General features: G+C 41.2%; 17 protein-coding genes. 8 read left to right on the forward strand and 9 right to left on the reverse strand.

What is annotated here, in order from left to right:
* Position 1 precedes the first annotated feature (1 nt).
* The 5 genes from ACZM60_RS07910 to purL form a co-directional block, all read right to left on the reverse strand.
* A complete protein-coding gene (locus ACZM60_RS07910) occupies positions 2–562 on the reverse strand; it encodes a chromate transporter (protein ID WP_021971767.1) in 561 nt (186 codons plus the stop codon).
* 18 nt (positions 563–580) lie between these two features.
* Positions 581–4,561, reverse strand: coding sequence for a hybrid sensor histidine kinase/response regulator transcription factor (locus ACZM60_RS07915; protein ID WP_489521225.1), 3,981 nt, complete (start codon positions 4,559–4,561; stop codon positions 581–583).
* Between the two features lie 180 nt (positions 4,562–4,741).
* Positions 4,742–6,628, reverse strand: coding sequence for a M56 family metallopeptidase (locus ACZM60_RS07920; RefSeq protein WP_489521226.1), 1,887 nt, complete (start codon positions 6,626–6,628; stop codon positions 4,742–4,744).
* Between the two features lie 13 nt (positions 6,629–6,641).
* Complete coding sequence (locus ACZM60_RS07925) at positions 6,642–7,016, reverse strand: BlaI/MecI/CopY family transcriptional regulator (RefSeq protein ID WP_021971770.1); 375 nt, start codon at positions 7,014–7,016, stop codon at positions 6,642–6,644.
* A 360-nt stretch (positions 7,017–7,376) separates the two neighbouring features.
* Positions 7,377–11,081, reverse strand: coding sequence for a phosphoribosylformylglycinamidine synthase (gene purL / locus ACZM60_RS07930; protein WP_489521227.1), 3,705 nt, complete (start codon positions 11,079–11,081; stop codon positions 7,377–7,379).
* A gap of 138 nt (positions 11,082–11,219) precedes the next feature.
* On the opposite strand from purL, the gene ACZM60_RS07935 reads away from it, so the two are divergent.
* The 5 genes from ACZM60_RS07935 (at position 11,220) to ACZM60_RS07955 (ending at position 15,375) form a co-directional block, all read left to right on the forward strand.
* Positions 11,220–11,879, forward strand: a complete 660-nt coding sequence (locus ACZM60_RS07935; protein ID WP_021971772.1) for a LysE family translocator — start codon at positions 11,220–11,222, stop codon at positions 11,877–11,879.
* A gap of 3 nt (positions 11,880–11,882) precedes the next feature.
* Entirely contained in the window at positions 11,883–12,431 is a 549-nt protein-coding gene (locus tag ACZM60_RS07940; RefSeq protein WP_021971773.1) for a DUF4924 family protein, read from the forward strand.
* A 27-nt stretch (positions 12,432–12,458) separates the two neighbouring features.
* Complete coding sequence (gene rfbD, locus ACZM60_RS07945; protein WP_489521228.1) at positions 12,459–13,316, forward strand: dTDP-4-dehydrorhamnose reductase; 858 nt, start codon at positions 12,459–12,461, stop codon at positions 13,314–13,316.
* Positions 13,317–13,344: 28 nt separating this feature from the next.
* Positions 13,345–14,913 (forward strand): peptide chain release factor 3, encoded by a 1,569-nt coding sequence (locus ACZM60_RS07950; protein WP_021971775.1) that lies wholly within the window; start codon positions 13,345–13,347, stop codon positions 14,911–14,913.
* A 210-nt stretch (positions 14,914–15,123) separates the two neighbouring features.
* A complete protein-coding gene (locus ACZM60_RS07955; protein WP_021971777.1) occupies positions 15,124–15,375 on the forward strand; it encodes a cyclomaltodextrinase C-terminal domain-containing protein in 252 nt (83 codons plus the stop codon).
* Positions 15,376–15,488: 113 nt separating this feature from the next.
* On the opposite strand, the gene ACZM60_RS07960 is transcribed toward ACZM60_RS07955, so the two are convergent.
* The 3 genes from ACZM60_RS07960 to ACZM60_RS07970 are packed head-to-tail and all read right to left on the reverse strand — an operon-like array spanning position 15,489 to position 18,516.
* Positions 15,489–16,655, reverse strand: a complete 1,167-nt coding sequence (locus ACZM60_RS07960; RefSeq protein WP_340318770.1) for a DUF3843 family protein — start codon at positions 16,653–16,655, stop codon at positions 15,489–15,491.
* A 12-nt stretch (positions 16,656–16,667) separates the two neighbouring features.
* Entirely contained in the window at positions 16,668–17,843 is a 1,176-nt protein-coding gene (locus tag ACZM60_RS07965; RefSeq protein ID WP_489521229.1) for an MFS transporter, read from the reverse strand.
* Between the two features lie 28 nt (positions 17,844–17,871).
* Complete coding sequence (locus ACZM60_RS07970; RefSeq protein ID WP_340318805.1) at positions 17,872–18,516, reverse strand: hypothetical protein; 645 nt, start codon at positions 18,514–18,516, stop codon at positions 17,872–17,874.
* 251 nt (positions 18,517–18,767) lie between these two features.
* On the opposite strand from ACZM60_RS07970, the gene ACZM60_RS07975 reads away from it, so the two are divergent.
* The 3 genes from ACZM60_RS07975 to ACZM60_RS07985 all read left to right on the forward strand — a co-directional run bounded on the left by ACZM60_RS07975 (position 18,768) and on the right by ACZM60_RS07985 (position 20,712).
* Positions 18,768–19,325, forward strand: coding sequence for a DUF4251 domain-containing protein (locus ACZM60_RS07975; RefSeq protein ID WP_021971781.1), 558 nt, complete (start codon positions 18,768–18,770; stop codon positions 19,323–19,325).
* 30 nt (positions 19,326–19,355) lie between these two features.
* Entirely contained in the window at positions 19,356–20,012 is a 657-nt protein-coding gene (locus tag ACZM60_RS07980) for a DUF4136 domain-containing protein (protein WP_340318768.1), read from the forward strand.
* A 67-nt stretch (positions 20,013–20,079) separates the two neighbouring features.
* Positions 20,080–20,712, forward strand: coding sequence for an outer membrane beta-barrel protein (locus tag ACZM60_RS07985; protein ID WP_489521230.1), 633 nt, complete (start codon positions 20,080–20,082; stop codon positions 20,710–20,712).
* A 276-nt stretch (positions 20,713–20,988) separates the two neighbouring features.
* Here ACZM60_RS07985 and ACZM60_RS07990 read toward each other — a convergent pair whose 3' ends face one another.
* A complete protein-coding gene (locus ACZM60_RS07990; protein ID WP_021971785.1) occupies positions 20,989–21,396 on the reverse strand; it encodes a DUF1573 domain-containing protein in 408 nt (135 codons plus the stop codon).
* Positions 21,397–21,836 lie beyond the last annotated feature (440 nt).

A 21,836-nucleotide genomic window follows, 5' to 3' on the forward strand; every position in this document is an offset into this window, starting at 1 on the left:
GCTATTTATTTTCTTCCGTTAAGTTTTGTTTGTCTTTATATCGCCCGTACAGGTAACCGCCCACTCCGCTTAGTATGATGACATAGATAGGAGAGAAGTCGAGCAGCCAGATAAGCAGTGCAGAAACACAAGGAATCCAGAAGTTATACCGGTTGATTTTGGCTGATTTTGCCATTTTGAAAGTCGGGGCAGCAATCAGTGCCACTACAGCCGGACGGATTCCCTTAAAGATGTTCTCTACAGCCGGGATATGTTTGAACTGCTGGAAAAACAAGGCAATGGCAAGCATGATGATGAAAGAAGGAAGAATGGTTCCTAACGCCATCCAGAATGCTCCCCAGAACTTTCTCAGTTTATATCCGATAAAGATAGCAATATTGACGGCAAAAATTCCCGGTACGGTTTGTGCCAAGGCCATTAAATCGAGGAAATCTTCTCTCGAAATCCATTTTTTTTTGTCTACCAGCTCATTTTCTATCAGGGGAACCATGGCATATCCTCCCCCGATGGTGAAAGCTCCGATACGGGTAAAAATCAGAAATGATTTGATGTAAAAATTCATTGTTCTTATAGTTGTTCGTTATTCACTCTTTTTATAAATGCTGGGCGGTACTCCATAGAATTTCTTGAACGTGTCTGTGAAATACTTGGGGTCGGCAAATCCCATCATGTCGGCCACTTCGGCTACAGTATACTTCTGGCTTTTGAGCAGCGTTGCTGCTTCTTGCATACGTATGTTTCTGATGAAATCATTGGGAGCCATGCCGGTAAGTGCCTTTATCTTGTTGTAAAAGCTGGTACGGCTCATGTTCATTCCCGCACAAAGCGTATCTACCGTAAGGTCTTTTCCCAGGTTTTCTTTTACCAGGGTGGTAACCTTTTGCATAAATTCATTGTCCAGATTAGTAGGCATATCAATCTCTTCGGGTTTGGCTTCGATGTTGATTGATGCCTGTTGCAGTTTTTTACGTATGATTTCACGGTTTTCCAGTATATTGCTGATGTTGGCCTTCAGTACCATCAGGTCGAAAGGCTTGACAATATACATGTCGGCTTTTGTTTCCAGTCCGCGCAGGATATCCTTTTTATCTCCTAAGGCTGTGAGCAATATTATCGGGATGTGGCTGGTTTCGATGTCCGACTTCAGGGTGCGGCACATGGTTTCTCCATCCATAACCGACATCATCACATCCGATATAATAAGGTCGGGCTGCTGGATTTTTATCTTGTCGATAGCTTCCTGACCGTTTTCTGCTCCTTCTACCTGATAAGTGTCCGACAAACTTTTCATCAGGAACAGGCGGAGGCTGGCATTGTCTTCTACTATCATGATGCGGGGGCTGTCGGGGTGTGTCGTTACCTGCAGAGGTTCCACTACGGGCATGACAGGCGAGATGCCGTCCTGTAGCAGGACCGGTGCCACGCTGCCGTTGTATTCCTCGTTCCGGTACTGGTAGTGTTCGCTCCGGATAGGGAAGCTCAGTTGGAATGTTGTTCCCACATTCTCCGTACTGGTAAAGCTGATCTTACCTTCATGGTTTTTGATCAGACGGTATGTCAGCAGCATGCCTACACCAGAACCTGTGATGAGCTGGTTGGTCGCATTGCTTCCTCGGAACAAGAATTTGAACAGTTTTTTCTGGTCCTCCTTCGGTATTCCGATGCCAGTATCTTTTATAATCAGTGTCCAGCGGCTTTTGTTATGTCCGGCTTCTATAATTACACTTCCTCCTTTCGACGTATATTTCAAGGCATTGCTTAGCAGGTTTTGTAAGATGGAATCAATCTTGTTCTGGTCAATCCATACTTCCAGACTGCTGAAGCTGCTTTTGTACTGGAAGTCTATTCCTTTCTGCTCGGCATAAGCCTTGAATTGCTGCATATATCCTTGTATATACTGGTTCAGTTCATGCTGAGTTACCAGTATTCTGGAACTGTACAATTCTTCTTTCTGGAAATTCATGAGGTTGTTTGCCAGTTCGGAAAGGTTGTCTGTACTTTGTATGGCGAGGTTCAGATTTGTCGTACCTTGTTCCGTCAGTTGTTCGTTTTTCAAAATTTCTCCCAAAGGTGCTTTGATAAGCGTCAGCGGCGTACGGATATCGTGTGCTGTCTGCATGAAGAAATTTATTTTAGCCTGCGATATTTGTTTGTCGCGCCGTATCATCTGGTATCGCATAATGGCATAGCTTATGCCAATGATAATCAGGGCATAGAGTACAAAGGCCCAGAATGTCATCCAGATAGGTCGTCCTATGAGAATCTGTATCTCCCGTTCTTCCAGTACTTGATGGTTATCCATCAGAATGGCACGTACATGAAGTGTGTAACTTCCCGGTGATAAGTTGGTATATCTTATCAGGTTGTCGCTCGAAGGTGGTGTCCAGTGGTCGTAGAATCCTTCCAGCTTCCATGTGTACATGATGTTGGACGGATTGTCGAAGTTGATGGACGACACGTTCATCGAGAATGTATTCTGGTCGTAATCCAGTTCTATGCAAGATGTCTGGTCCAAAGTTTGTGTAAGAGGAGAGCCTTTTTCTCCCGGATGCACGGTGCGGTACATGATACTTAAATCGGAAAAGATCATGTGACTGGTAAAGGTCCTTGGTAGTTGGATGCTGTCGGGAAGTACTATCACTCCTTCGTTGCTTCCAAAAATCATATATCCGTCGCTTGTATGGATGGCGGCATTGGGGTTAAAGCTGGAAGCCAGTAATCCCTGCTCTTTAGTCCAGTTGGTAAAGGTATCAGCTTTTGTATCGAAAAAGGACAGTCCGTTTTCTGTACCAAGATACAGATTACCGTTTCTGTCGGGCACGATACTGTAAATGTTATTGCTGATAAGTCCACAGTTCTCATCGTAATATCGGGTTACTTTTTTTGTGTGGTTATCATAAATAAACAGTCCGTTGCCGTAGGTTCCGAAATAAGTATAATTTTTCGCCGGATCGTTGTATATCATATTGATACACTGTATGTCGAAATTCGTTTCGAAAGGAATTGCTTTATTGCTCCGTTTGTCGAAGATAAACAGATTGTTGATTGTTCCTATCCATAACGAATGTTCGTCTTTTTGTGCGATGCAGGTAATGGGGTATCCTACATTATATTCACATACTTCCTGATTGGTCGGGTTGTATGATTTCAGCCGGTAGAATCCTCCAATCCAGATAAGGTTTTCGTTGTCGCGGTAAATGCTGCGAATGTATTTATCGGGGCCTTCTCCTTGTCGGATATCCTTCTGTCGGAAGAAGGTAACTTCGTGTGTTTTCTTGTTTATTCTGTAGATTCCAGACATATATCCTCCGGCGAGAATGATTCCGGGACTACTTTCACACAAAGATGTAAATATATGATTCTCGCTTTGGTCTGCATTGGGAGTTTGTGATGAATGAAAATTAATCCATCTGTTTTCGCTTACGTCGAAGTAGCATACTCCGTTACTCGTCGCATACCATGAGTCGCCGTCAGAGTCTTCCATGATACCGTTGATGCAGTTGTTTACAAGCGAATTTGTATAATTGGCCGAATGCATGAACCATTCGTATGCCGGATATTTTTCGGTATAGATTGTTATGCCGGTAGGATAGATCACATTCCAGATACGGTTGGCATTGTCCATGTAGATATCTTTGATGATGCTTCCGTTCATTTTATTGGGACGCCGAGTATCTTCTTTCAAGAACTGAACAAGTTTCTGCTTCTCGAGGTCGAGTTTGTATACTCCATCTCCATCGGTTGCAATAAGAAGAACATTCTTTTCTTTTTTGCTGGGGATAATCTTGTTTATACCGATATCCTTCATGGTATTGCCCGTGTTGCTTACCTGCAGGCTTTGCGTATCGTAGATAAATAGTTTATCCAACAGTGTGTTGACAACCAGTTGTTTTGATGGCTTGTTGTAGTAAATGTAATCTATCAGATGTACATCTGGCAGGTTGATTTTCTTTATATTGATTAGTCGTTTGTTCTTTAGTTGTGCTTCGTATAGCTGGTGTTCGGATGCCAAATAGTATTTGTTGCCTTCTGCATGAGTTATACAGACAATATTGTCTGGAATGCCCGGTGATAACTGGTAGCTTTCATCATTGTAGTAATTGAATATGTATTGATACTGGTTTACACAGAACCAAATGTTGTTTCCCAAATCCATATAAATATTGGAGATGGGCATTTTCTTTAGTTGTGAGAATTCAGCCTTGAAATCGAATACAAGCTGAAAAGAATCTTTTTGCTCGTCATATCGGAATATGAGTCCGTCCTTACCTGCTTCCCAAATATTATTTTCTTTGTCTGTATAGAGAAAATTCAGATTCGGGTAAAAGCTGAGAGGACTTTTATGATGATTGAGTTGATAATGCTTAAACTGTTTTCCATTATATCGGTCCAGACCTTTATGTGTGAGAATCCACATATAGTTCTGTTTATCTTGCTGTATGGATAAGACTCTTCGGCTGCTGAGTCCATTCTCCATATTGATGTATTCAAATATTTGGGCTTGTAGCGGAAAGAAAAACGATAGTAATAAGCACGCTGTAATAAGAATAGTTCGTTTCATTATTATTGGTTTTATTCCGAGGGTGATATTGTGCAAATGTCGTGAAAAAGGCTGATTTCTCAAAGCAAAATGAGAGAAAATAAAAAGAGGCTGTCTTTCAAAACAGCCTCTTTTAAAAGAAAATATGACGTTATTTGTCTTTTCTGTACGTGCTCTTCAATAAAACGCAAGCACATTTATTCACTTTTTTCGGGTGGTGATGAGGATAACTCCGTTTTTTCCTTTCTGACCGTATTTGGCCGTAGCTGACACATCTTTTAATACGGTGATCGATTCAATGTTTTCCGGATCGAGTTTTTTCATCGTTTCGGTTGAGACTTCCGTATCGTCTATCATTACCATCGGCGATACTCCTTCTTTTCCCAAGCCATCCTTGCCGTTCTGATGCATCTGGATGGTCGGTACATCGGCCGGAGTGTCCAAGTCTGTACCATAAGCCACTACTACCACATCATTCTTTCCTGCCTGCGGCTTATTTTTGGAACCCTCCAGCGCGAAAGTGACCGGCAGGGTGAATTTCACGGCAACCGCCTGACCGTCCTGCATGCCCGGTTTCCATTTCGGCATAGTGCCAATCACCCGGATAGCTTCCGCATCCAGCCACGGGTCGACCGGCCGAAGTACGTGGAGGTCGCTCAGCGAACCGTCCTTCTGCACGATGAACTGTACGATGACCCGTCCTTGCTTACCGGCTTCCTGGGCTTTGGTAGGATACTTAAGATTACGTGCCATAAACTTCAGACATTCCTTCATGCCACCTGGATATGCCCGCATTTGTTCCACAACGTCAAAGGTCCGGTCGTTCGAAGCCACAGCTTGTGGGCTGGGGGATACGACTTTTAAGTCTTGTCCTCCATTGTTGGCTGTCAGTCGGATAGTCTGGTCGGTCTTTTTCAGGCAGTCTGCGACAGACAGTGTGACTGCATCCATACCAATGTAGACCACTTGAAGCTGTTGGTCGGTTCCGGCTTCCAGCGTGAAGTTGCCCTCTGTGTCTGTTACCGTACCCTTGGTAGTGTTTACGATGAGTACGGTAGCTCCTATTACGGGCTTCCCTTTTTCGTCTACCACTTTCATCTTCAGTGTAGCTTTTTCTACGGGCGTTGACACATTTTTATCGGCATATTTTTTCATAACTTCCGATAAATCATTAACTTTGATATTTGAAATCTCGTCCAGTGGTTGGGAGATTTCAGGGCGGGCAAAGGCAGCCATCGTGACAGCAGCCAACGGAAGTACGTAGAGGTACTTAGCACGTGCCCATGGATTGGATTTTTTTCGAATCATCATAGTGATACGTTTTTTAAGTGAACTGTGATTAAAGCTGTTGGCAATAGAGTAGAGCCTTGCGCCAACGGCTTTTTTTATTAATAACATTTGATATTCTTTTGCGTTAATCCCCTGACGGAGTACTTCTTCATCGGCTTCATATTCGTGAATGTTCTGCAACTCTTGTCTGAGTAGCCAGATGGCTGGATTGAACCATTGCGTCCAAGCACAAAGTTCTGTTAGCAGCAAATCCCATGAATGATGGTGACGGATGTGGCCCAGTTCGTGTACAAGTATGTGATGCCCGTTTTCTTTCAGGTCTGTTTCTGAGATTACGATGTACCGCATCCAACTGAAAGGGGCAATGTTGCGTTGGTGTATCATCAGGCAGACGCCGTGGTCCAGTTTTTTACATCGGCTGTGTCGAATGAGGTAGAGCATCCGTCCCAGTGACCAAAGGTGGCGGGTTATGACAAATAGTAATCCGGCAAAATATCCTAATACCAGTCCTTCCTGCCAGCGGAACGAATGAGTGTTTTCTCCTATTACTGTTGCTCCGTTGTTCCATTGGTACATCAACAGTAAATCTTCCATCGACATGACTTGTGTGTTTATTGGAGAGGCTTCTTTTACCGTAACTTGTATTAGTGGCAACAGGCACGAAAGCAGCATAACTCCCAGCAATGCTATCCGGTTGAAGCGGTGGAAAGTTTCCTTGCTGAGCAGCATGCGGTAAAATAAGTAGAACGCTGCAAGGCAGACAGCCGATTTGAATATATAGACTAAAAAGGATCCCATAAGCAGAAAGGTTTTATTGTGGCTTTTCGTGCTGCCCTTCTTCTACCTGACGGATGAGCTCTTTGAGTTCCTCTACCGAGATGTCCTCTTCCTTCACCAGTGAAGAAACGGCACCTAAAAATGAATTGTTGAAGTATTTGCGAATAACTCCCCGCAGGGTTTTCCGTCGGAATTCTTCTTCCGATACTGTGGCATAATACTGGTAGGTATTACCGAATGCTGTGTGCGACAGGTAACCTTTCTCTTCCAGGCCTCGTACAATGGTTGACAAGGTATTGAAATGCGGCCGTGGCTCTTCGTAGAGTTCTACCAGCTGCTTGACAAACATGGGGCCTTTTTCCCAGAAAAATCCCATGATTTCTTCTTCTTTGGTGGTAAGTGTTTTCATATCTGTTTAGTTTGATTATTACAAAGAACTAAAACTTTTAGTTTGTAAACTAATATTTATAGTTAAATAACTAAAATGTTTAGTTTTTCTTCTTCAATTTCGTCTAATTATTTCTGCTTTAGGTTTGTTTGATGGGATTTTTCTCTTTCTCTCTTCCTGTATGTTTAGATTTGGCTTTCAATCGGTTTGCATGAGAACTTATTCTTTTCCTTGATATGAAGCTTGTAAAATATCGAATAGAATTGTGCTATCGGGAATGAGTAAAATCAGAATACGTCTGATTGGGATAGATGTAAAAAAGGCCATCTTAAATTCAAATTTGAGATGGCCTTTCACTATTTGTAAGAAGGAATTGTATCTTTATTTCTTATGAGCTTCTACCCATTTGCGTGCGTTGACAAATGCTTCCATCCACGGAGTGATCTGGTCGCTGTCCTTACGGCCTAATGGATAGTAAGCGTTTTCCCATGGGAAACAAGCGCGTTCCAAGTGAGGCATCATAGCCAGATGACGTCCGTCTTGTGAAGCAATACCTGCTACGCTGTAATCAGAGCCGTTCGGGTTGCCTGGATATTCATCGTATGAGTATTTCAATACTACATTATAATGATCTTCCGGATAAGGCAGAGAGAACTTTCCTTCTCCGTGAGCTACCCAAATACCCAGTTTTGATCCGCTCAATGAGCCGAACATGACACTGCGGTTCATCGGAACAGTTACACCCAAGAAGGCAGATTCGAACTTGTGTGAATCGTTATGCAGCATCTTGCCTTTCTTCTTGTCTTCCGGAGTGATCAGACCGAGTTCCATCATCAACTGACAACCGTTGCAGACACCAAGTGACAAGGTATCTTCGCGAGCATAGAAGTTGTCGAGGGCGGCTTTAGCTTTCGGGTTAAACAGGAAGCTTCCTGCCCATCCTTTGGCAGAACCCAATACATCGGAGTTAGAGAAACCACCACAGTAAACTACCATGTTAATGTCTTCCAATGTTTCTCTTCCGCTTACCAAGTCGGTCATGGTGACATCCTTCACATCGAAGCCTGCCAGATAGAGCATGTAGGCCATTTCGCGTTCACCGTTTGTTCCTTTTTCACGGATGATAGCAGCTTTGATACCGCTTGGCGTACGACGATCCGGATCCAGACCGAACTGTGAAAGCTTACCGGTAAACGATTTGTCGAATGCAAATTCCAGTGGTTGCTGTTTGTAGTTTTCGAAACGTTTCTTTGCACATCCGTTCATGCTCTGCTTGCGGTCGAGCAAGTATGAAGTAGAGTACCATACATCACGCAGATAATCGATACCAAACTGGTAAGTAGCATCGTGCTTGGTTACTAAGATATGACGTTCGTCTGTAGGAACACCAATCTTGACATAACCTACACCGGCATCTTCCAGAATCTTCTTGACTTCCGATTTGTGTTTGTCGGCTACCTGAATGATAACACCTGGGTTTTCTGCAAACAAAATCTTCACGATGTCGTCACACTTAATCTTATCGAGGTTGATTTCCATACCACCTTCAGTATTGGCAAAGCACATTTCCAAAAGGGTAGTGATCATACCTCCGGCAGAAATATCATGTCCGGCAAGAATCAGTTTCTTGTCTACCAGTTCTTGAACAGCGAGGAAGGCGTCACGGAAGTATTCCGCATTCTGTACAGTCGGAACATCATCACCTACTTTGTTCAGTGACTGAGCAAATGCTGAACCACCTAATCTCAATTCGTCGAAACTGAAGTCGATGTGGTAGAAAGTAGATTTTTCTTTGTTTACCATAACAGGAGAAACCACCTTCTTGACGTCAGAAACTTCGCCTCCGGCAGAAACAATAACTGTTCCCGGGCTGATGATCTTTTCTCCGTTTGGATATTTCTGAGTCATTGACAAAGAGTCTTTTCCGGTCGGAACGTTGATTTGCAATGCGCAGCAGAAATCAGACAAGGCTTTAACCGCTGTGTACAAACGTGCATCTTCACCTTCTTGTGAACGACAAGGCCACATCCAGTTGGCTGACAGGGAAACACTGTCGAGGCCTTCTGCCATTGGTGCCCATACAATATTAGTCAAAGCTTCTGATACAGCGAGTACAGAACCTGCTGCCGGATCAGCCAACGCAGCCTGAGGCGCATGGCCTAATGCAGTAGCAATACCTTTTTCTCCACGGTAATCGAGAGCAACAACACCACAGTCGCTCAACGGCAACTGAAGTTCACCTTGGCATTGCTGGCGTGCAATCTTACCTGTAACGGAGCGGTCTACCTTGTTGGTTAACCAGTCTTTACATGCAACAGCTTCCAGTTGCAGTACCTGGCGAATATATTCATTCAGTTTAGCTACGTCGTATGATACATTTTCATAATGGCGTTCTACAGTTTTGTCGACCATATATGTTTTCGGAGATGAACCGAACATCTGGTCTACAGCCAAATCGAATGGGCGTACGCCGTCAGCTTGTTCAAATGCAAAACGATGGTCACCTGTTGTCTCACCTACGACATACATCGGAGAACGTTCGCGGTCGGCAATCTTCTGTACATGCTCAATTGCTTTTTCGTCAATCAGCAATCCCATACGTTCCTGAGATTCGTTAGCGATGATTTCTTTTGCCGACAATGTTTCGTCACCGATAGGAAGTTTGTCCATGTGAATCAAACCGCCACAGTCTTCTACCAATTCAGACAGACAGTTAACATGGCCAGCAGATCCGTGGTCATGAATAGATACAATCGGATTTTCATCTTCTTCACACAGAGCACGTACTACGTTGTAGGCACGCTTTTGCATTTCTGCATTGGCACGCTGTACAGCATTCAATTCGATGGCCGAAGAGTAACGTCCGGTTTCTACAGATGAAACAGAACCACCACCTAAACCGATGCGGTAATTATCACCACCCATCACAACGATTTTATTTCCTGTTTCAGGAGAACCTTTCAGACAGTCGCGTTGAGTACCATAGCCTACACCTCCTGCCAGCATGATTACTTTATCGTAAGCATACTTTTCACCGTTTTCTTGATGTTCGAAGGTCAGGACAGAACCGCAAATCAGTGGCTGGCCAAACTTGTTACCGAAATCAGAAGCACCATTTGAGGCCTTGATCAAAATCTGTTCAGGAGTCTGGTATAACCATTTACGTACGGGGAGAATATTTTCCCATTCGCGTCCTTCATCTGTACGTGGATAAGAAGTCATGTAAACGGCTGTACCTGCAATCGGCCATGAGCCTTTACCACCGCCCATACGGTCACGGATTTCTCCTCCGGTACCTGTAGATGCTCCGTTGAACGGCTCGACAGTTGTCGGGAAGTTGTGAGTCTCGGCTTTCAGTGAGATAACCGTTTTAATATCTTTGATAATGAAATAGTCAGAAGTTGAGTGGTCTTTAGGAGCGAATTGTTCTACGACAGGACCTTCGGCGAAAGCAACATTGTCTTTGTAAGCAGAGATGATTTTGTTCGGATTCTCCTGAGTGGTTTTTTTGATCATCTGGAAAAGTGAAGATTCCATTTCTTTACCGTCGATGATAAATGTTCCGCCAAATATTTTGTGGCGGCAGTGTTCTGAGTTGATTTGTGCAAATCCGAAAACTTCGGAATCAGTCAGTTTTCTGCCCAGGTCTTTTTCTACTTTCAGCAAGTAGTCCATTTCTTCGCGCGAAAGAGCAAGACCTTCCTGTTCATTATATTCTTCAAGGTTTTCAATGTAAATAATCGGTTGCGGTTTGATATTTACATCGAATATTTTTTGATCCAATCCGTGATACATTCGTTGCAGCATCGGGTCATGGTCTGCATTTTCGTCTTTTACCGGGAAGTATTCCTCGATACGGCGGATACCTTGCAATCCCATATTCTGAGTAATTTCTACAGCGTTTGTACTCCATGGAGTAATCATTTCACGCCGTGGGCCGATAAACCATCCTTTAAGGTTATCTTCCGTTTCTACAGTAGCGTCGCTGTATAGCCAGCATAATTTCTTGATGTCTTCAGAGGTCAGTTCTTTACTACATTCGGTAGCAATTACACTGTTAGTGGGTGTTCTGAAAAATAGAATCATAGCACTTGTTTATGTTTGTTAAAATGATAATCTTATTATCGGAATAATGCAGTGCAAAGTTACATAAACTCCTTTTTGTACGAAAGAAAAACGAAACGAAATATAGGTACTTTATAAAAAAAGTAGCATCTTTGCAGTATGAATTGGATAGAACAGGTTACTATACTAGATTTATTGGTGAAAGGCTTTATCGTAGGAGTGATTGTTTCAGCTCCTTTGGGACCGGTTGGCGTGCTTTGTATTCAGCGGACACTGAACAAGGGGCGCTGGTTTGGTTTTGTAACCGGTTTGGGGGCCGCGCTGAGTGATACATGCTACGCATTGATAACAGGTTATGGCATGAGCTTCATGGATGAATTGATCCTTAAGCACCAAATATTTCTTCAAGTGGTAGGTAGTATCATGTTGCTGGCCTTCGGTATATATACTTTTCGTAGTAATCCTGTGAAATCTCTTCGTCCTACATCAGCCAATCGTGGTACTTATCTTCATAATTTTATTACAGCTTTCTTTGTAACATTCTCCAACCCGCTGATTATCTTTCTGTTTATTGGTCTTTTTGCCCGCTTTTCGTTTGTGATGCCGGGCAGTCCGCTGGGCTTTCAGTTGGTTGGCTATCTCGCTATTGTCATCGGAGCCTTAACATGGTGGTTCGGAATTACTTACTTTGTAAATAAGGTGCGTACCCGATTTAATGTGCGGGGTATTTGGATATTAAACCGTATTATTGGTGTTGTCGTAATGATCGCGTCGATTGTAGGTATCATACTGACTATTGCTGGAAAATCTTTATCTTGATATATGTATATCTCTCAACAATTAAAACAACAGAATATCGCTGAATACTTGCTGTATATGTGGCAAGTAGAAGATATGATTCGTGCCAATGGCTTCGATATAGAAAAAATAAAAAAGAATATCGTAGAGCCGTATCCGTCGTTGTCGGATGAGCAAAAAAAGGCATTGACTCAATGGTATGCAGATTTTATCAATATGATGCATGACGAGGGCGTAATGGAAAAAGGGCATATACAGATTAATAAGAATATTATTGTCTGGTTGACCGATTTACACTTGCGCTTACTTGCTTCTCCTAAGTTTCCGTATTATAGTGCGGCCTATTATAAGGCTTTACCTTTTATTGTAGAATTGCGTGCCAAGGGAGCTGATAAAGATGTGCCTGAACTGGAAACGTGTTTTGATGCAATGTATGGAGTTCTGATGTTGAAACTTCAGAAAAAGGAAATAACTGAAGAAACCCAGAAAGCATTGAAAGTGATAGGTGATTTGCTGGCTATGCTTGCCGGGTATTATATTAAAGATAAACAAGGGGAGTTGGATTTTGATTGATCTTCTTCTCGTCAAAATAAAGGAATAATGAAGAATATTTTGGTTACTGGGGCAAACGGACAGCTGGGTAATGAGATGCGTCTGCTTGCAGAAGTCAATAAGGAATATGCCTATTTCTTTACTGATGTGGCTGAACTGGATATTTGTGATGAACAAGCTGTTGGAAATTTTGTAGTTGAACATCAGATCGATATTATTGTGAACTGTGCTGCATATACAGCAGTCGATAAGGCTGAGGATAATCAGGAACTTTGCGATAAGTTGAATCATGTTGCTCCGGGTTATTTGGCAAAAGCCATTGAAAGTCGTGGAGGCCACTTTATACAAGTATCTACAGATTACGTTTTCGATGGTACTGCACATATTCCGTATACAGAGGAACAGCCAACTTGTCCTGATTCGGTTTATGGAATAACCAAACTCGCTGGCGAACAGGAAGCAATGAAATATTGTTCTAAAACAATGATTGTCCGCACTGCCTGGCTGTATTCTACATTTGGAAACAATTTTGTAAAGACTATGCTGCGTTTGGGGCGCGAAAAAACTTCGTTGGGGGTAATATTTGATCAGATAGGTACTCCTACTTATGCTCGCGATTTGGCTGTTGCCATTTTTGCGGCTATCAATAAAGGTATTGTGCCGGGAATTTATCACTTTAGCAATGAGGGTGTTTGCTCGTGGTACGATTTTACTCAGATGATTCATCATTTGGCGGGTATTGATAGCTGTAGATTGAAGCCTCTTCATACGGAAGAATATCCGGCAAAGGCAAAGCGTCCTCATTACTCCGTACTCGATAAGACGAAAATAAAAGATACATTCGGCATTGAAATCCCTTATTGGGTAGACAGTCTGAAAGAATGTGTCGATAAATTATTAGCATGATAATAAAAGGTAAATAGATAAATAAAGAATGAACGCTGAAATAGAAAGAAGACGTACATTTGCGATTATTGCACATCCGGATGCCGGTAAAACTTCGTTGACCGAAAAGTTACTGCTTTTCGGTGGACAGATTCAGGTGGCTGGAGCTGTTAAGTCGAATAAAATTAAGAAAACTGCGACATCCGACTGGATGGACATCGAAAAGCAACGTGGTATATCTGTTACAACCTCTGTGATGGAGTTCGATTATCACGACTACAAAATTAATATTTTGGATACACCGGGACACCAGGACTTTGCAGAAGATACTTACCGTACGCTTACGGCAGTAGATAGTGTCATTATTGTGGTGGATGGTGCAAAAGGTGTGGAAACGCAGACGCGTAAACTGATGGAGGTGTGCCGTATGCGTAATACTCCGGTCATCATTTTCGTTAACAAGATGGACCGTGAGGCGAAAGATCCGTTCGATTTGCTGGATGAACTGGAAGAAGAGCTGGTTATCAATGTTCGTCCTTTGACATGGCCTATCGAGAGTGGTCCTCGTTTTAGAGGTGTATATAATATATATGAGCAAAAGTTGAATTTGTTCCAGCCTTCTAAGCAGGTTGTTACAGAAAAGGTAGAGGTAGACATCCATACAGAGGATTTGGACAATCATATCGGAACACCGCTTGCTGAAAAGTTGCGTAGTGAGTTGGAATTGATTGATGGAGTGTATCCGGCCTTTAATGTTGATGATTATCTGAAGGGTGAGCTGGCACCGGTATTTTTCGGTTCAGCTTTGAATAACTTTGGTGTACAGGAACTGTTGGATTGTTTTGTTGAAATAGCTCCGAGTCCTCGTCCGGTGCAGGCAGAAGAGCGTATCGTTATGCCTGATGAACCGAAGTTTACAGGATTTGTCTTTAAAATTACAGCCAATATTGACCCTAACCATCGTTCGTGTGTTGCATTCTGTAAGGTTTGTTCGGGTAAGTTTACTCGTAATACTCCTTATTTACATGTGCGTCACAATAAGACAATGCGTTTTTCTTCGCCTACTCAGTTCATGGCACAGCGTAAGACTACAGTTGATGAGGCTTGGGCAGGAGATATCATCGGTTTGCCGGACAACGGAACATTCAAGATTGGCGATACCTTAACAGAAGGAGAAGTGCTTCACTTTAAGGGGTTGCCGAGTTTCTCTCCTGAAATGTTCAAGTATATAGAAAATGCTGATCCAATGAAGACCAAGCAGTTGAATAAGGGTATTGACCAGCTGATGGACGAGGGTGTTGCACAGTTGTTTGTCAACCAGTTCAATGGCCGAAAGATTATCGGAACTGTAGGACAGTTGCAGTTTGAGGTTATTCAGTATCGTTTGGAGAATGAATACAATGCCAAGTGCCGTTGGGAACCTATCAGTTTGTATAAAGCATGCTGGATAGAGAGTGATGATCCGGCAGAGTTAGAGGCATTTAAAAAACGTAAATATCAGTATATGGCAAAAGATCGTGATGGTCGTGATGTGTTCCTCGCGGATAGTGGCTATGTACTTCAGATGGCGCAAATGGACTTCAAGCATATTAAGTTCCATTTTACGAGTGAATTTTAAAAAAGTATGTAAGATATTTTGTACTTGTCTTATTGTTTGTACACTTTATATCGGAAGGGAAAATAGGGGCAAAAAGAGTTTTCTTGCAAAATATATTCTTGATGTAAATCAAGAAAAATAAGATTGTTGCTGATTTTTAACAATTTCTTCCCTCGCTATTTCTTATTGAAATTCTAATTTTGCACCGCAAAACTAAAACTTAACAAACAGATGTCAGAAAACAAAACTGTAAAGTATCACATTCCGGAACAGGGAATATACTTGTATGCTCGTACCAGTGAAGGTAAAACAGAAATGATTGTATTGAACAGTACTGACAGAGAACAAGTTCTGCCAAGTAGTCACTATCAGGCTTTAACAAAAGAAACTAAGGAAGGAAAAGTTGTTTCAACAGGTAAAAAAATCGATTTTACACAAAATCTTGTTTTGTCTGCACGTCAGTCGTTAGTGATTGAATTTTGAAAAAGCTAATTAGGATTATATAAGACAGAGAGGTGATTCATTAAAAAAGATGTTTCACCTCTCTGTCTTTTGTATTGATAAATGTCTATAGTTGGTCTTGTTTCCCCTGTAGATTAATCTCCTCGATAGTAATACAGTAAGGAGTGGCGGGCTATAAAATCTGCGTTTTGCTGTACCAGTTCTTTTTCTGTGCCCTCAGGAAGTTGTGCATCGGGGATAAGCTGGTGATGTATACAGTGTAGCAGTAAGTCTGGTGGACAGAGCATTTCTTCTGTGAGTAATCGGAATGCGTTTTTTTGAGCCTTTTCCTGATTATACAGCGGGTTTTCTTTGTCAGCTATGTATTCACAGATGTCTTTTGCCAATAGTACACCTTTTTCCGGTTCAGTCATCAGAATAAAGTTCTTATATTCTTTCATTTGTGGCAGTGTATGATTATCATCGTCCTGCCATTTCAATATTTCCACTAAGAAGCGGCGCAACTCCCCGTAACCGTTTAAATAGGTAATTTTCTTTCCACCGGTGCCACTAATGAAGTTTTGATAGGTTTCTCGATTTTTGTTTAGAATTTCTTCAGGAACATCGGGGGCAGGAGTAAATAGTCCTTTGATATTCTTCCAGGCTTCCGGACTGGCAAGCAATGAAATCCATTCGTGCAAAAATAGAGCCAATGGACCAACTGGTACGATGAATCTGTCATTGGGACTAATCTGTTCGATATAGGGGAACATGGAAGGTTCTGTCAGGTAGGTGTGTCCAAAAAGCCATGTCAATTTATGATCAGCTTCGGTTGCTGTTCCCGGATGGTCAAAATAATGTGATATGGTTTCATTCTCAGGAGCTTCTTCGTAAGCAGCTTCCAGTATGTTATAGAAGATTTTTGCTTGTTCTTCAATGGAAGTATCTTTGGGATTTATGTATGTATGTCCTTTCCATGAAGAAACTTTCTGCCATGTATTCCAGATAATGAAACGGATGTCTTCTTCATTTATTTCATCTGCAACGTAATTGGAAGTTGTAGAATAAAAGGGCAGTACTTTACCATACAGACGTTGGTGCTCTGTTGTAAAACTACGCCATAACCCTAGTTCTGAAATCTGGTCTTCCAGATAAGCTGCAACATACATGCTTAACTTTTTACGAAAGGCGTCTGGAAGTGCCAGCACGCAGGCATGATACAACCTATTTGATAGATTAATGAAATAACTATCCGAAGGTTGCATTGAAGTATAGGGATGAATTTTTAACCACTCATTGGCGTAAATTAAAGATTTACTCATGTTTTTGCAAAGTTAATGTTTAGAAAACAATGTAATTAGTAGTGACGTGGCAGCCAGACAAATACCTACTCCTGTTACTCCTGCCCATCCGAACTGGTGCCAGAATGTTCCAGCTAAAAATGTTCCTAATGAACCACCCAGAAAATAAGTTGTCATAAAGATTGTATTTACTCGGTTTGAGGCTTGAGGAACAAGTGACAGGGCACATGTCTGATTGCTGATTTGTACACATTGCATACCAATATCAATTAAAATAATACCGGCAATAATTCCGATGTAACTATTTTGGAAAATATAGAGTATGACCCATGATAAGATCATAATGCAGCATCCGATATAGTTGAATGCTCTTACCCCTAATATGCGGACGAATTTGCCGACAAAGGAGGCTGTCATAGCTCCGGCTATACCGCATAATCCCAGCATACCGATAATGTTGTTTCCTGCGTAAAAAGGTTCTCCACTCATTTTGAAGGCTAAGCATGCCCACAAAGTAAGGAAACAGCCGAAACAGATACCTGCACGCAATGAAACCAGTCGCAGAGTAGCATTCTTTTTTACTAAGGTAAATACTGATTTCATTAATCCTCTATAAGTACCTTTATAATTGGATGGCATGTCAGGTAATATACGGATAATAACAACTATACAGGCTAACATTAATATGGATGCGATATAAAATATGGTTCTCCATCCCCAGTATTCACCTACTATTCCACTGACCACTCGTGAGCCAAGAATACCGGTCAGTAATCCGCTTACCAGTACTCCTACATTTTGCGCTTTTTTCTCCGGTTGTGAGAATTGTGCTGCAATCGGTATAAATATTTGAGGCATAACCGAGCAGATACCTGTAATTAGTGAAGCTAATAGGATGAAATGTATGTTTCGTGCTATTACAAATCCTAACATGCTTACGGACAGCAGTAAGAAGTTGATAACAATTATATTTCGCCGTTTATATAAATCTCCAAGTGGAATGATGAATAGTAGCCCTAACGCATAGCCTATTTGTGTAGTCATTGGAATCAAATTGGCTGTAAACTCGGAAACCTGTAAGTCTTCACTAATTTTATTCAGTAACGGTTGATTGTAATATAGATTAGCTACGGATATACCCGCAATGATAGCCAGCATCAAAAGTAAAGATGCCGGAATTCCTTTGTTCTCTTCTAAAATTCGTTTCATGTCGCAAAGTTACGTATTTTTTGCGAGCTTATTCTGTTTTGGGCTTGATGGGAACGGTGTTTTCCTTGTAAGCTGCAAAACCTTTTACTTTTACCCGTTCTTTCTTTTCTTCTTCGCCAACGGCTGCATTACCCAGTTGGTTCAGATTTTCCTTAATCGCGTTATGGGTGTCGAAGAAATAATCGAGCAACATTTTCAGGTGGTCTTCCAGCTCTCCTTCATTGGGTGAGAAGAAAGTATGGCAACGTGAATGTAATCCTACAGTCTTTTCGTCTTCGTCTACCATATATACGGTTGTAACCAGCGAATTGACATTAACCAGATTGATGATTTCTTTCAATACGGGAAACGCTTCATTGTCTGTGCTTATTGATCCCCACCATGGATTCCATATCATAATGAACCGGTTCTCTTCTTCGGCTGCAATATAGAAGTCATCACCTTGGTACTTGAAAGTAACATGTCCTTCTTCGTTTATTTCGGGCTGGCAGCCTATTTTTTTCAATACGCTGATGACAAGATCTTGTGTGCTGATATTGTCTAATTCATTTTTTGTCATACGTTCCAGATGTTCCAGACGTTTTTTTCGGATGCTTATAGTTTTGAGCAAGAATAAAACTATGGGCCACAAAGCGAGTGCAATAACAGCAATCAGTATGGTTATGTCGGTTATGTTATTCATAATAGTTGGGTTTTAGGTTAAATACAAAAACAGTGTTCTCTATAGCTGTTTTCTTTGATAACCTTCTGCATCTATATTTTGTTTGACACAGATTTTGATAATCTCTGAAACAGCTTCTTAAATATACAAATTATCTATAGGAATAAATTCATTTATTTTGCTTTTAAACTTTTTTAAATAAAACAGATGCAGCAAAAGGCGAATATAATTGTTTTATAGTTGAACTTTAAAATAAAGAGCTTATGAAAAAGTTAGTATTATTTATGATACTGGCGTTGACTATGATGGTTGGTCACGTACAGGCACAGGACACAGAGAAGAGTTTATCTCGTGAAGAAAAGAAAGCTTTACAAGAGCAATTGGATAGTTTGCTGGCTGTAGAAGCGATACAGGCCATCAATGACAAGGCATTTACTCTGGAGGCAGATCAGGTTGTCTTCAAGTATGGTAATATGGCTTATGTCAATTCAAATACGAATTTTGTTTCTGTAAAAGGCGATCAGGCTGTTGTACAGGTAGCATTTAATATTCCCGTCAGCGGTCCGAATGGAATTGGTGGTGTAACAGTAGATGGTAGCGTTTCCGACTATGAAGTAAAGACTGATAAGAAAGGTAATACTTCGATTACCATGAATGTTATGGGAACAGGTATTTCGGCACGCGTATTTATCAGTTTGCCGAAGGGGACAAACAAGGCTACGGTAGAAATCAATCCAAACTTTAATTCCAATCGTATGACGTTGAATGGAGTAATTCTGCCGATACAGAAGAGCAGTGTGTTTAAAGGACGTTCCTTATAATTTTTGATATTAATGAAAAGGTTAGGAATTATGAAAAAGATTTTGTTTATGCTTTGCATGGCGGGCTTATTTATGACGTCGTGTGAAAAAGACCCTGATATGGGTAAACTGGATGCAGATCTGGTGGTATACACAGACCACGACAATAATACAGATTTTAGTACTTTCCATACTTATTTCCTTCCTGATAGCATTTTGGAAGCAAGCGGAGTACGTGCTTCGTATTGGAAAGACGAAAATGCCAAGATGATTATCAGTGAGGTTGAAAGTCAGATGAACCGCAGAGGATACGAACGTATTACGGATCCGGCACTGAAGGATCAGGCTGATGTCGGTGTACAGTTGTCGTATGTAGCACAGACTACTCAGGTTGTTACTGGCGGCTATTGGGGAGATCCTTTTGGCGGCTGGTGGAGTACTGGCTTTTGGGGACCATGGTGGAGTGGATGGTATTATTCATATCCTGTAACATATAGTTACGATACTAATACATTAATTCTGGAAATGGTCGATTTGACGAATAAAGATGAAGACGGAACTCAGAAACAGCAACTTCCGGTTGTATGGTATGCAAGTGCGTCCGGCTTCCAGTATGGTAATAGTAGAATAAACATGCAGTTATTGCTGAATGGAGTGGATCAGGCATTCAATCAGTCTACTTATATCCATAGAAATTATACAGAATAAAAGAGTCAGGATATTTTCAATCTATTTGATTAATGTCCAATACAGAAAAATAATGGAGATGATAACGATGAAAAGATATACTATTTTTAAAAAAGCAATTTGGTCTTTCTGTGCTTTGGTCATGTTTGCTATGCAAAGTTATGCTCAGTGGGATTCACAGAAAGCACATCTCATTGTCGACTGGCAGATGAATGTACCTGTTTCAACTGGCTTTGCTGATAAGATAAGTGGATGGGGTATGAACTTTGAAGGACTTTACGATTTGACTCCACGTTGGTCGGTTGGGGCTTTTATTAATTTTCATACTAATCATAAATATGTAGGCAGACAGACGCTTCAGTTATCTCCTACGGAATTATTGACAACAGATCAGCAGCGTTCTGCATATCAGTTACCGTTTGGTGTAGGTACTTCATATACTTTATACGACGGAAGATATGTAAAGCCGTATGTAGGTGTAAAACTTGGAACTGCGTTTACCCGTTATACAACTTATTATGGTGCAGGTGGCGTATTTGATGATGGATGGGGATTTTATGTATCTCCTGAAGTGGGACTGAAGATTTATCCTTGTCCTCATCGTCGTTTTGGTTTCCATGTAGCTGGCTATTATAATTACATGACCAACGATATGGCAACATTGACCGGTGATGTAACAGGACAAAGTAATGTCGGATTTCGACTTGGTTTAATATTCTGACGTATTTGATCAAGATTTTATTTAAATTTGCCCCTTTAATTCAAAATTTATATATAACTTCGGTTATCAACAGGGAATGGCGGTGGTGCTGTGAAGCACTGCCGTTATTTTTTGTAGAAAGTGGTATTGATAGTCTTGTGATAGTCAGTGGCAGATAGGTATAGCAGACTGTTGAAGTGATATTGGGGAGGTATTTATAATAAGAAAGCATCCGGTTATGTTCGTCATAATAAACATAACCGGATGCTTTCTTATATAAATCTTTCTTTTTAAAGCTTAGTTCTGTTGAGGTTCTGAACCTTTCGGAGTCATATCTCCTTCAATATAAAGGCGAACAACTTCTTGTTTGGCGTTAGTTCTCAAAGTGATTGATTTACGGAAATGGCCGGGGAATTTTCCTGCCCCATTGTAAGTTACTGTGATTTCTCCACTTTCACCCGCTTTGATCGGTTCTTTAGGATATTGAGGCACTGTACATCCGCAAGATGCTATAGCTTGATGAATTACCAGTGGTCCGTTTCCTGTATTGGTGAATTTGAATTTGCAAGTTACTTTAGGGTTGTTTTCGGAAAAAGCTCCGAAATTGTGAGTCGTCTGTTCGAATTTAATTTCGGCTGTACCTTGTGCTATTGTTACAAGTACTGCCACTACTAAAAATAATGTAGTAAGAATCGTTTTTTTCATTTTTCCGGATTTTTTAAAATCGCCCTAAAGATATTGACTTTCTTTGTATTTCGTGCTTATTTATTAGGTTTATTAACATTTGTTCTGCTCTGATAAGATGGATATGATGAAAATATCTGTCGGCATTCTTTGCATTTTGGGGATATTCCGACAATTTATAATCGCATTTTCCTCGGAATTCTCGATTAAAGAGAATGGGCAAAAAACGTCTCGATGAATTAAAAGAAACGTGAAGGTGTGTCAAAAAGCACACCTTCTTTTTTAGCACAAAGCCCCGACTTTCACAAGCTGGGGCTTTGTTATTACCTAAAGATTTTGTATCTTTAAGCATAAAGATTTACGGAATTATCCACTTTAATCTTGCAAGTCTCTATATCACAAAGATACGAAAATATGTGGGTAGTAGGGCATTGCGCCCTACTTTTTACTACAAATTCGCC

This window comes from Phocaeicola sp. (assembly GCF_057861905.1).

Coding starts and splice junctions, on each gene's coding strand:
- ACZM60_RS07910 (WP_021971767.1), bottom strand. CDS start 562: ATGAATTTTTACATCAAATCATTTCTGATTTTTACCCGTATCGGAGCT.
- ACZM60_RS07915 (WP_489521225.1), bottom strand. CDS start 4,561: ATGAAACGAACTATTCTTATTACAGCGTGCTTATTACTATCGTTTTTC.
- ACZM60_RS07920 (WP_489521226.1), bottom strand. CDS start 6,628: ATGGGATCCTTTTTAGTCTATATATTCAAATCGGCTGTCTGCCTTGCA.
- ACZM60_RS07925 (WP_021971770.1), bottom strand. CDS start 7,016: ATGAAAACACTTACCACCAAAGAAGAAGAAATCATGGGATTTTTCTGG.
- purL (WP_489521227.1), bottom strand. CDS start 11,081: ATGATTCTATTTTTCAGAACACCCACTAACAGTGTAATTGCTACCGAA.
- ACZM60_RS07935 (WP_021971772.1), top strand. CDS start 11,220: ATGAATTGGATAGAACAGGTTACTATACTAGATTTATTGGTGAAAGGC.
- ACZM60_RS07940 (WP_021971773.1), top strand. CDS start 11,883: ATGTATATCTCTCAACAATTAAAACAACAGAATATCGCTGAATACTTG.
- rfbD (WP_489521228.1), top strand. CDS start 12,459: ATGAAGAATATTTTGGTTACTGGGGCAAACGGACAGCTGGGTAATGAG.
- ACZM60_RS07950 (WP_021971775.1), top strand. CDS start 13,345: ATGAACGCTGAAATAGAAAGAAGACGTACATTTGCGATTATTGCACAT.
- ACZM60_RS07955 (WP_021971777.1), top strand. CDS start 15,124: ATGTCAGAAAACAAAACTGTAAAGTATCACATTCCGGAACAGGGAATA.
- ACZM60_RS07960 (WP_340318770.1), bottom strand. CDS start 16,655: ATGAGTAAATCTTTAATTTACGCCAATGAGTGGTTAAAAATTCATCCC.
- ACZM60_RS07965 (WP_489521229.1), bottom strand. CDS start 17,843: ATGAAACGAATTTTAGAAGAGAACAAAGGAATTCCGGCATCTTTACTT.
- ACZM60_RS07975 (WP_021971781.1), top strand. CDS start 18,768: ATGAAAAAGTTAGTATTATTTATGATACTGGCGTTGACTATGATGGTT.
- ACZM60_RS07980 (WP_340318768.1), top strand. CDS start 19,356: ATGAAAAAGATTTTGTTTATGCTTTGCATGGCGGGCTTATTTATGACG.
- ACZM60_RS07985 (WP_489521230.1), top strand. CDS start 20,080: ATGAAAAGATATACTATTTTTAAAAAAGCAATTTGGTCTTTCTGTGCT.
- ACZM60_RS07990 (WP_021971785.1), bottom strand. CDS start 21,396: ATGAAAAAAACGATTCTTACTACATTATTTTTAGTAGTGGCAGTACTT.